Below are 11,351 nucleotides of genomic sequence, written 5' to 3'. Positions count from 1 at the left end.
AATTTTCAGCAGAATATAAATAAGATTGATTATCCACTCAAATTGAAAGGTGTAACGGCATCTTATACAAAAAGTAGCTTCACAGACCTGTAAATTCCTTAAGTAAACCCCTGACAGTTCAGATTCCAGATTGAGTAAATTTGGAGGAATTCGAGACCTCTATAATGTATTTCCTTAGTGTAATTAACTAATTATGAGTATGGATATGAAGGATTATCTTATTCATTTTAAGACTTTTTTTAATAGTTATAATTTCCGTTCCCAACTAATCTAAAAAACTGGAATAAAGTTCAGGAAAACTATTTATGGCCATAAAAGGCATTATTTTTGATATGGATGGTGTAGTGACGCAAACTGCCGTTACCCATTATAACGCATGGAAAGTAATTCTCGATCAACTGCTTTTCCAAATTGACTCATCTTACCTTCCTTTTACAGAGGAAGAATATTTTAATTATTTAGATGGAATGCCGCGTATTGATGGGATCTCTAATTTTATCAATTCTCGCCAAATCACTTTTAAAGACATTCAGAATTTGTATTCTTCTATGGATGAATGTATTGAGGATATCTGTCATAAAAAAAACTTATGTTTGCTTTCAAACCTTGCATCGCAAAAAGTAAAATGCTTTCCTGATACATTAGAATTCATAGAATATTTACTCATTAACAATTATGCTATTGCGATTATTTCGTCAAGTAAAAATTGTTTCGAAGTATTGAAAAGCGCTACCATCGAAAATTTATTTCCAGTCCGGGTTGATGGAAAAATAGCACAAGAATTAGGTATTCCTGGCAAACCAAATCCCGCAATTTTTTTAGAAGCTGCAAATAGATTAAATTTACTCCCTGAAGAATGCATGGTCATTGAAGATGCACTAGCTGGAGTAAAAGCTGCTAAAGAAGGAAAGTTTGGTCTAGTCATTGCTTTAGACAGACAAAATAAATTAAGGTCTAAATTTAATGAATTAGGCGCAGATTATATCCTTCCTGATCTATCAAAAAAACAAATTTTATTTTATCAAAAGATTTTAAATAACAAAATTAACATTCTGGAATCAGCATTCAATGCGCTTCCTTTGATTTCGAATTTAATTAAAAATGACAATGAATTGATTATTTTCCTTGATTACGATGGAACTTTAACGCCTATAGTGGATCATCCGGAATATGCATTACTTCCACCACTGATGTTTCAATGCCTTTCTGAGTTATCTCGAAAATATAGGACGGTGATCATAAGTGGTAGAAAACTGGACAATTTGAAACGCCTCATCAATGTTCCAAATATATTTTATTCGGGCAACCATGGTCTTGAATTTGAAGGACCAGAACACTCTAAAATGTTTTATCAAATGGGGCATGAGTTCGTAGACGATCTTCAAAGTATTTTTACTATCCTCTCACAAGAGCTAGCAAGCATAGAAGGTTGTGTTATTGAAAACAAAAAATTTTCCTTATCCATTCATTACCGAATGGTCGAGGAAGCATCTCATGAGTTCATTTCTAATAAAATAGATGAATATTTAACTAATTTTCCAAACTTATCTCGGCACTATGGAAAAAAAGTGTTTGAAATACGTCCTAATATTCAATGGAATAAAGGTATCGCTGCAGAAAACATTTTAAATCAATTGAAAACAATGAAAAACAATTTAATTCCCATTTATATTGGCGATGATGTTACCGATGAAGATGCCTTCAAACAGCTTAGTTTTAAAGGCATCAATATCAAAGTAACCTCAGAATTTCATAAAACACATGCGAGTTATTTTTTAAAATCCCCTAAGAAAGTTTTGCAATTTTTAAATTATTTAAATAATTTTAAGGAAGTTTGTTATGAGTCATTGGATTATCAGTCATCGGAGTTTTGACGCCAATTTGGTGCGTTTAAGAGAGACAATTTCAACTTTAGGGAATGGTTATTTTGCAACAAGGGGAGCACATGAAGATTCGGTTTCTGACATCCATTATCCTGGAACATATTTAGCAGGAGTCTATAACCGCTCAACCAGTAAAATTGTTGAGAAAGAACTCATTAATGAAGATTTAGTAAATCTGCCGAATTGGCTGCCTGTTACATTCAAAATTAATGATGAAGATTGGGTAGATGTAAGCGATATGGACATTTTATCTTATCGGGAAATTCTGCATCTCAAGAATGGAATGACTAAAAGAACGATCACATTTAAAGATAAAGAGGAGAGGATCTTCACGGTAAACAGCCTCCGCTTTGTTAGCCAACATAATAAACATATAGCAGCACTACGCTACTCTATTACCGCACATAATTGGCAAGGAAAAATTCTGATCCGTTCTTCTATTATGGGTTCTGTTCATAATAATGGGGTGCAACGCTATCGTGAATTAAACAATCACCACCTTGAGATATTAAATTTAGGCCACTTCTCAGAAGAATATCTATTTCTCCAAACAAGAACAAAAACATCGCATATTGAAATTTCAGAAGTGATAAAAACAGAAATTTTCCAGAATAATAAAAAATTAACCTGTCATTCTACAATAATCGAAGAAGAGCAAAATATTCATCAATGTTTTGAATTAGAAATTAAACCTTTTGAAAAAGTAAGTATTCACAAGTTGTTAAGCCTTTTTTACTCTAAAGATCGTGCGATTCATGAAAATTTGTATGAAGCTAAGAAACTCATTACCAAAGCACCCTCTTTTAAGGAGCTATTGAGGGAGCATAAGCGCTCATGGAGACACTTATGGGAGCAATCCGACATTGAAATGGATTCAAAAAATGGTGAACAACGATTAATTCGCCTACATATCTTCCATACGCTTCAATCAATATCCAAACACAGCAAATCCATTGACTATGGGGCTCCTGCTCGAGGCTTGCACGGAGAAGCTTATCGGGGACATGTATTTTGGGACGAGCTCTATATTTTACCCTTTTTCTTCTATCAATTTCCAGATATAGCACGTTCACTGCTCATGTATCGGTATTATCGCTTAGATGCTGCGAGAATGTTGGCACAAGAGAATGGATTTAAAGGTGCAATGTTTCCTTGGCAAAGCTCGAGTAATGGTGAGGAAGAAACACAAAAGTTCCATTTAAACCCTCAATCTTCGACTTGGGGACCAGATAATAGCCACAATCAACGCCACGTCAATTTAGCAATTATTTATAATATATGGAATTATTATCAAATAACCAAAGACATCAGTTTTATGATTGAATATGGTGCCGAGATAATTTTTGAAATCGCCAAATTTCTGTGTAGCATCACCACATTCAACCCGATAAAAAACCAATATGAAATCATTGGCGTAATGGGGCCTGATGAATATCATGAGAGTCATCCCTACTCTACTTCTCAAGGTCTAAAAAATAACAGTTACACAAATATAATGACCGTATGGGCTTTAGAAAAAGCGCTTGAATTAACCAAAATTCTAAGTAAAAAATTTATCAAAAATTTATTTGAAAATTTAAATATTACCGATTTGGAAATCAGCAAATGGAAACATATCACTTCAAATATGTTTGTACCATTTCATCAAGGTCTTATCAGCCAATTTGAAGGTTATGAGAATCTAAAAGAATTTGATTGGAACCGCTACAAAGCAAAATACTCCAATTTAGAACGTCTAGATCGCATTTTAAAAGCCGAAGGCATTGATCCCAATCAATATCAAATTGCAAAACAACCAGATACCTTGATGCTGTATTTTCTTCTCGAAGAACAAGAAGTGAAACAAATTTTATTGCAGCTTGGATATCCCTATAATGAAGAAATAAAGAAAAATACTATAGACTACTATTTAAAAAGAACCTCCCATGGCTCCACTTTAAGTAAAATTACTTTTGCATCCCTCCTTTTAAAGTATTCGCCCCAAAAAGCAAAAGAGCTTTATCAAGAAGCTTTAGTTAGTGATATTGAAGATACACAAGGTGGAACCACTCAAGAGGGTATTCATTTAGGCGTTATGACAGCAACTATTTCAGTTTTATTTAAAGACTATACTGGCCTTAAAATTACCAAAGGAATATTAACTCTTGACCCAAAACTGCCCGATTGGATATCCCGATTAAAATTTTCAATCGTTTTCCAGCAAAACCGCTACGAAATAGAGATTACACCTCAAGAATGCTACGTTAAATTAGTTGAATTTTATAATTTACACAACAGGATAGTTGTTTATAATCAAATGATTGAATTAATATTGGATGAAAGGACTTGCGTTCGCTCAAAAGCTCAGAAATTACAAACTGAAAACATTTCTGAGTAAAAGAGGTGATCATTATCACACTCCAAAAGAAACATAGGCTGGAAAAATATCCAGCTTATGTTTGCTCTTCGGATGAATATTTTTCCAAAAACTCAATAAGACGCTGGCTATCACGGGGAGCATACGCATTTTGATCATTATCAAAATAACAATAAACCAGCTTGCCCTCTTTTTCCCAATTATGAATTTTTGTAGCATAGTGAGCTAATTTATCTCTACTATAAGAGCCGGTATATGGCGCTGCATGAGGGCCGTGCAAGCGAATGTAGATCAGATCGCTTGTTACTATTTCCGGGGCTTGGTACGCTTTAAAATCATAGAAACATGATGCAATATTATATTCACGAAGGAGTTCGTAAACATCCTCATCAAGCCATGTTCTATCTCTAAATTCGAAAGCGTATCGGTAATCTTTAGTTAATTGTTTTATAAATTCACCAAATCTTTCTATATTTTTATGCCACCTCGGCGGTAATTGAAATAATATGGGTCCTATTTTTTCTCCAAAATAGGAAAGATTGGTAAAAAGTTTCTTCAACGCTTCCTCAGGTCATTCAATTTTTTCATATGGGTTATATAACGGTTTACCTTATAAGAAAAAATAAAATCCTGAGGAGTCGCTTTTATCCATTCTTCTATGGTTTTTTCACTCGGTACATGATAAAAACTTGTGTTTAATTCAACAGTTTGAAATTTTTGCGCATAAAAAGTAATAAGTTGTTTATGAAAATTAATATTTTTGGGATAAAATGAGCCATACCAATGGCTATACTGCCATCCAGATGTGCCAATGTGTATTTTGTCTCTTTGCATTGCCCCTCCTTGATACAAATTTTAGGGCTTAATTCATTATGAAAATAATGGTATTTATTCCTTTTCACTTTATATTTTATTTTCTCAGGCTAAACTAAGATTAGTAGGGGTTCTGATAAATAGCTATTTTTCTGCTCTTGGTTTATTTTTTTCATAAAATATCACAGTATAAGCAATGCAGTATCATAGCGAACCTTAAACATCCCTAAAATTTATATTAATTTATAAAATTATCTCTAAGGCAATCATGGAAAATAATCATTTAGTTGTTATAGGGGCATCTGCAGGAGGGATAAAACCACTAATTCAATTAATTTCATCTTTTCCCGATAATTTTAGAGGTATTATTCTAATTGTTTTGCATCTTTCCCCTAATTCAGAGTCAAAATTGCCGAATATCATTCAGCGGCATACTTCACTTAAAGTACGTCATCCCAGAGAAATTGAAGAGCTTACTTCCGGCCATGTATACATTGCGCCACCAAACCTGCACATGACATTAATGGATGGCAAAGTCACACTGAGGCAGGGACCTAAAATTAATAATACCAGGCCTGCAATTGATGTCCTTTTTTATTCAGCCGCATTATATTATGGTCCTTTGGTCATTGGTATTCTGTTATCAGGATTGTTAGATGATGGCAGTGCAGGTTTTTCAGCCATTAAAAAATGCAAAGGCACAACGATAGCCCAAAGCCCGGAAGAGGCTGATTTTCCAGATATGCCAAAAAATGCAATTAAAGCAGGAGTAGTGGACTATCAATTAAAATTAGAGCAAATCTATCCACTGATTAAAAAAATTATCAACTCAACGCCTTCAGAGGAAAACTCAAAAAGCGAACTGTGGGAAACCTTAAGGATTGAATCTCAGTTGAATGATACAGAAAATTTATTCAATGAAGATGTACTTAGAAAAATTAGCACTCCTTCAACATTTACCTGCCCTGAATGCAGCGGTATCTTATGGCAAATAAAAGACAAATCAATATTACGTTGGCGATGTCGCGTAGGTCATGCCTATGGCAAGGAGAGTTTATTCAGATTATTAAAAACAGAATATGAAGATTTTTTATGGAAAGCATTGAGATGCTTAGAAGAAAAAGAAGAGCTCCTTTTGAAAAATCTCAAATTGGATTTAAAGGAGGAAGATTTAAACGAAGAGCTCGATAAAATAAAAAGAAATAAATATTACTTAATTAAAATGTTATCCAATGTGTGATTCAACTTAATGTGAACTCGCCTTGCCAAACAGTTTAACTCTCCTAAGCTATATATCCTTAAATGTCATGCTCACCAATTCAAAATGAAGCTTTCTATTTTATTTTTCGAGAGACTCTCCCCCGGCTTGTGAAGACAGGTCATCAGAATTAGCACTTAAGAATGGAAAATGCTGCTTTTAAAACCCTGCCTATCCGCTAACCGGTGGTGGGACAAACATCAGAAAATGTAGGCCTGGGCCTGATAGGCCCAGCGAAGCGACATTGTTATAAATAATATAATGGAATAATACATCTCCAAAAATCCATTATTTTAAAGAATATTGGATGTCGCAAGAGATTTTTTAAAAATTACTATCAAATTTGAATCTTTATTCTTTGTCACCATGGAATTGGGATCATAACCTTCCGGCAATTGAAATGATTGGCTGTAGTTGCTTTGAGAATAACTGACGCTTTTCGTATTGTCTTGTTCCTTCGTAATTTTTTGAGTTATATTGGAATTAACAATTAATTGCCTGTCCTTAACCGAGACATTAACTTTGCTGTCAGCCCCTTGAGGTAGCCTTATTTTATAAATTAATTCATTTTTATCTTCTTTAATTTCAATATTATTGGTACTTCCAAATAGTTTTTGATTGTTTTGATTTACAAGACTGTTTTGCATTTGTGAAAATTGACTTTTCATAAATTGATCCATGGCTTGCTGCATTTTATACATTTGCTGAAGCGCATCATTGTGGGATTGAAAAAAAGGATCATCAGCAAAAGGATCGACGATGATCTGATCGGTATTATTTGGCATTGATTTATTAGGTTTTATCTCGAGTGCTTGTGCTCCAACAGAAATTATTGTGAACAAAGGAACAGAGATTAGAATAGGAAGTATTTTCTTTTTCATAAATAATCTCCTTACAAAATAAATGGGAATAAATTTTTTCCAAACTGAAAACATTTAAAATATTGTGATTTAAACGATTTTTTTCAAGTAATTTAGGATAAATAATTTAAAAATAAGTACAGAGCAGAAGATAAGGAACATTAAACATGTACATCCCCATGTAACAGCTCATCTGAATGTTTTGTAGAATGGATACAAGCATAAGCAATCCATGCATAAAATAAGATAAGGATTGTAATGACCGCCCACCCGGGAACGGCGCCTAATGCAGCATTCTCCACAATTCCATTGAATGAAATACCCATCTCTTGTCGTACGCCAGAAACTTGTAGCTTTGGAGAAGAAATTTTTAGTATCCACGCCAACAGCAGTATGAGAAACATCCAAACATAATTTCGACGTAATCGTCGCGACATGGCTGCACCTAGACTCATCAAAAAGCGTGGTCTACTCAAGTCTTGCCCTAGAATTTCTGACCAATGCTCCTCAGTTGGAGCTGAAGGCATGAACATGGGTGCAAAATAAAACCGCTCGAGCCTGCGTACACGAGATCGATACACATCAAAAAAACGGTATCGTCTTGATTCAATGAAGAGAAGGAGCAAGATAAGGAGCATGGCAAAGAGTAACACGCCATGATGTGCCGTTGAAGAAGAAAGTGATAATGAAAGCATTGCGGCCACAGCAGTTATTGCCCAATTACTGGTACGATCGATACGATCTCGCCATCCGGACATACGTGCGATTTCTCCCCGATAATAATGTGAAACCACTGTGATGTATTCTGAAGTCGTTGTCGGAAGAGGAGGATTACTAAAGTTTTCTACAAGATTATCGTCCAATATTTCTTTTTCACGATCCATCACTACTCCATAGAGATATGATTAGTGTACACCTCATTCTTTCTTTGCATGATTAAATGAATCAATTTGCAATGTTTCAGGATTATTTTTATTGTTTCTCAATGATATAAATAATTCTATAAACATTTTTTTACAAAAATGACACTATAACTCAATCAATTTTTTTAGAAAAGGTATCTAATTGTTTATTATATGAATCTAACTTATCTGCAAAACCTAAAGGAGCACGACCCATTTTACGTCCGCTGGTCATGACAAACAGACTCGCATCAGAAACCAGATTTAGATTCAAACGTGATAACCGATTCCACAAATCATGATCCTCTGCTGTGGGTAACTCGCTCCATCCGCCTACATCCTGATATACATCAGCCCTTATGCCTAAATTAGATCCATGGATATGTGGGTGAGTACCATCTTCATTTATGTTATAATCTTTTTCAAAAAGATTCGAAACCTCGTCACAATGCTGCGCATAAGAATCTACTTTAATTATCCCTTTTATTGCATGCACCCTTTGATTAGCCCAGACAATTTGCTTTTGAAGCCAATTCAAAGGAATTTTGCAGTCTGCATCAGTATTCGCTATCCAGCAGTATTCCAAAGGTCCACTATAATGGCTTAAGGCATATTGAGCGGCATACCTGCGTGCAGCGCCAACATTTTCCTTGTCAATATTTAGTACAGTACCTTTTTTATTTAAAATTTTTGTACCAATTTCAAAGGTTTTGTCAGTAGAAGCATCCACGCATAGAATGGTTTCAATTTGGATATTCGAAGGCATCACGGAACTCGCTTTTAAAAGTGAAGACAAACATCTCGGAAGAAGATCTTCTTCATTCCTGGCAGGAATCAAAATGTAAATAGTATTTATATTCATTTATCTTTTCCATAATGATTTAATCTTATTCATACAAAGCTACGATGAATCTTAAATCTCACTTAATAATCATATTGTCCATAGACCTCAAAAGAACGCATTGTTGGAATTAATACACTTTCTGGCAAAATAGGATGATTTTTTTTATTACTCTTTTGGGAAGTATAACAATCAATGGCTTTTTGTTTGGTATGAAATGCATTCCTACTCAAAGGGTAAATAAATAAAGTTAAATTTTTCATATCCAGTATGCTTGAATGTTGCCAGGTCCAGAAAAAATAAAAACTTAAATGTATTTTTTTTTGCCGCGCAAGCTTTAAAGCAACCCGCCCGACTGCTTCATGATCCGCATGATAGTCTCCCGTCCAGGGAGCAATTAAATGAACATTTTGATCAATAAAGGGCAGTATTAATTGTTCTAATTGTTTTTCAGCTTCTTTCACAGCACTATCTTTTAAATGCAAACGAATAATTTTTTCTTTGGTAACTCCAAGAATACGCAGGGCGCTCTCTTGCTCTTTTCTCCTGATTTGGCCAAGATTTTTAGCATCCGGATAAGCATTTTCACCATCAGTTATAGAAATGATTAACACATCGACGTTGTTTTTTCTTAAATCAAAAATAAGGCCGCCTGCGCCTAATGATTCATCATCCGGATGAGGTGACAAAATGATTGTGTGCATCCGAGGTATTTTCATCAACTCTTTATCTTTTAAATAAGCCAACCATTCCTTTTCAGATGTTTTCATGACGAAATCCATTTTGATAAAAAGAACTTATATAAAAGTGTCTTTTAAAATATAGACTAAATATTCATACTTATCTGAATATAGGAATTGCTCGAGCAACTTGAGACAGTTATTCGAATAAGGAGAATTTTGCCCTTGCTCTTTATGGGGTAGTTACTTAGAATCAATCAGTACTTTTTAAGATGATATCAATCCACATGTCTCTCTGGAAAAAATTTAAAGAGTTCTATAATGCTTCTGCAGAAAATAGAATAGGATTCTACACATTTCTTGCTTTATTTATTATTCCAGCTTTAGGGATGACGATTCTTTACATAATAGTACGAATATTTTGGTTAAAATAATCACTCCTGTACCGCTATTTTGCACCAGACAGTCAGTGAACCAATGTGAAGCTATTAAAAGAATAACGAATAAATTTCATTTCTTTCTATGCAATCACGTAAAAACATTGAAATAAATCTAATTTTAATGGTAGTTTTATAAAAAAGATAAAGGAGCCAATGGAAATTCGGGGATAACATGGAATATACGGTTTTTACGCCATATAAGGGTTTATTAGGCGGTTTTTTGATTGGTCTAAGTGCTGTTTTGCTGCTTTGGTTTAACGGCCGCATGGCGGGAATAAGTGGCATGATTCACCAGCTATGCCCACCCAAAGATAAAATAGAATTTTGGAGAATTTTTTTTCTTTTAGGGCTGTTCGTTGGTGGACTATTTTTTTATTTATTTCCTGACATACAATTTCCTTTACGTACACATTATTCTGTATTGATTCTGATTTTTGCCGGTTTTTGCGTAGGATTTGGAACGCGGATGGGACAAGGCTGTACTTCAGGACATGGCGTATGTGGTATCGCCCGTTTATCCTTGCGTTCTTTAGTCGCAACTGCTTCATTTCTTTTGTCAGCGGCTATCACTACATTTATCATGCGACATATCCTGGGAATATATTCATGATGGAACGTTTGTCGGCTTTTTTTATCGGGTTATTGTTTGGTCTGGGACTAACTGTATCCAATATGATTAATCCATATAAGATACTCAATTTTCTTGATTTCTTTGGTTATTGGGATCCTACCCTACTCGTGGTGATGGTGTCTGCCGTTTTAACTACTTTTATTGGTTATCGATTTGTTCTAAAAAAAGCCAAGCCATTAATTACAGAGTGCTTTTTTCTTCCAGAATCAACAAAAATAACCAAGCCTCTCCTTATGGGCAGTGCTATTTTTGGCATTGGCTGGGGATTGGCCGGTTATTGCCCAGGTCCATCCATAACCGCCCTTGCCACTTTTAATTTAGATCCGCTTTATTTTGTTTTGGGTATGATATTGGGTTCTTTCGCATATTGGTTTTTAGCCAAACCTTAAAAAAAATTGATGCTAAAAAACTGGACTAATGAAGCATTGGCAGATTTATTTTTTCAAAATGAGTCCTAAACCTTTTATCTATGACTCCACCTGCAATAATCCAGTTTCAGCAACCACGCCAACAGCTTTATGTCCTAGAACTGTTCCTTTTTGCTAGGACCCATTGCCCCCCCGTATAAAATGTAAGTCAATAATACAAATGGCAGAGGTGGTAATTTTCACTAGGGATCCATAGGAGTTAATATACCTGGCTCATGAAATACAAATTCTTCATAATGCCTCCTTGGCGTTATTACAA

11 protein-coding genes are annotated in these 11,351 nt (G+C 34.6%); 5 read left to right on the top strand and 6 right to left on the bottom strand.

What is annotated here, in order from left to right; all coding sequences use genetic code 11:
- Nucleotides 1-305: 305 nt before the first annotated feature.
- Together otsB and BU07_RS0108540 are read left to right on the top strand one after the other, a co-directional pair.
- Nucleotides 306-1,874, top strand: a complete 1,569-nt coding sequence (otsB, locus tag BU07_RS0108545) for a trehalose-phosphatase (RefSeq protein WP_031565187.1) — start codon at nt 306-308, stop codon at nt 1,872-1,874.
- Nucleotides 1,840-4,260 (top strand): glycoside hydrolase family 65 protein, encoded by a 2,421-nt coding sequence (locus BU07_RS0108540; RefSeq protein ID WP_051635517.1) that lies wholly within the window; start codon nt 1,840-1,842, stop codon nt 4,258-4,260. Before otsB ends, BU07_RS0108540 begins: the two co-directional genes overlap by 35 nt.
- A gap of 55 nt (nt 4,261-4,315) precedes the next feature.
- Here the strand turns inward: BU07_RS0108540 and BU07_RS17810 are convergent, their stop codons facing one another.
- Both BU07_RS17810 and BU07_RS17805 read right to left on the bottom strand, forming a co-directional pair.
- Nucleotides 4,316-4,798, bottom strand: a complete 483-nt coding sequence (locus BU07_RS17810; RefSeq protein WP_278030593.1) for a DUF72 domain-containing protein — start codon at nt 4,796-4,798, stop codon at nt 4,316-4,318.
- Nucleotides 4,795-5,073 (bottom strand): DUF72 domain-containing protein, encoded by a 279-nt coding sequence (locus BU07_RS17805; RefSeq protein WP_278030592.1) that lies wholly within the window; start codon nt 5,071-5,073, stop codon nt 4,795-4,797. Before BU07_RS17805 ends, BU07_RS17810 begins: the two co-directional genes overlap by 4 nt.
- A 247-nt stretch (nt 5,074-5,320) precedes the next feature.
- Between BU07_RS17805 and BU07_RS0108530 the strand changes: the two genes are divergently transcribed.
- On the top strand, nt 5,321-6,292 hold the full coding sequence (locus BU07_RS0108530; protein ID WP_031565183.1) for a chemotaxis protein CheB: 972 nt from the start codon (nt 5,321-5,323) through the stop codon (nt 6,290-6,292).
- 311 nt (nt 6,293-6,603) lie between these two features.
- Here the strand turns inward: BU07_RS0108530 and BU07_RS0108525 are convergent, their stop codons facing one another.
- From BU07_RS0108525 to BU07_RS0108510, 4 genes are all read right to left on the bottom strand, one after another.
- Nucleotides 6,604-7,191 (bottom strand): Hsp20 family protein, encoded by a 588-nt coding sequence (locus tag BU07_RS0108525; protein ID WP_031565181.1) that lies wholly within the window; start codon nt 7,189-7,191, stop codon nt 6,604-6,606.
- A 140-nt stretch (nt 7,192-7,331) separates the two neighbouring features.
- The gene (locus BU07_RS0108520; protein ID WP_035899036.1) at nt 7,332-8,054 is read right to left on the bottom strand and encodes a DUF2270 domain-containing protein; all 723 of its coding nucleotides are present in this window, start codon (nt 8,052-8,054) and stop codon (nt 7,332-7,334) included.
- A 151-nt stretch (nt 8,055-8,205) separates the two neighbouring features.
- Nucleotides 8,206-8,934, bottom strand: a complete 729-nt coding sequence (locus BU07_RS0108515) for a glycosyltransferase family 2 protein (RefSeq protein ID WP_031565178.1) — start codon at nt 8,932-8,934, stop codon at nt 8,206-8,208.
- Nucleotides 8,935-8,996: 62 nt separating this feature from the next.
- Nucleotides 8,997-9,683, bottom strand: coding sequence for a PIG-L deacetylase family protein (locus tag BU07_RS0108510; protein WP_031565176.1), 687 nt, complete (start codon nt 9,681-9,683; stop codon nt 8,997-8,999).
- 522 nt (nt 9,684-10,205) lie between these two features.
- Between BU07_RS0108510 and BU07_RS0108505 the strand changes: the two genes are divergently transcribed.
- Both BU07_RS0108505 and BU07_RS0108500 read left to right on the top strand, forming a co-directional pair.
- A complete protein-coding gene (locus BU07_RS0108505; protein WP_031565173.1) occupies nt 10,206-10,643 on the top strand; it encodes a YeeE/YedE family protein in 438 nt (145 codons plus the stop codon).
- Nucleotides 10,640-11,053 carry a DUF6691 family protein gene (locus tag BU07_RS0108500; RefSeq protein ID WP_035899035.1) on the top strand — a complete coding sequence of 138 codons (414 nt, stop codon included), beginning with the start codon at nt 10,640-10,642 and terminating at the stop codon, nt 11,051-11,053. The genes BU07_RS0108505 and BU07_RS0108500 overlap by 4 nt, the downstream gene beginning before the upstream one ends.
- The last annotated feature ends 298 nt before the right edge of the window (nt 11,054-11,351 follow it).

The sequence above is a fragment of the Legionella wadsworthii DSM 21896 = ATCC 33877 genome (assembly GCF_000701265.1).
Classification (GTDB): domain Bacteria; phylum Pseudomonadota; class Gammaproteobacteria; order Legionellales; family Legionellaceae; genus Legionella; species Legionella wadsworthii.
This window is presented reverse-complemented; position numbering and strand designations above follow the sequence as displayed.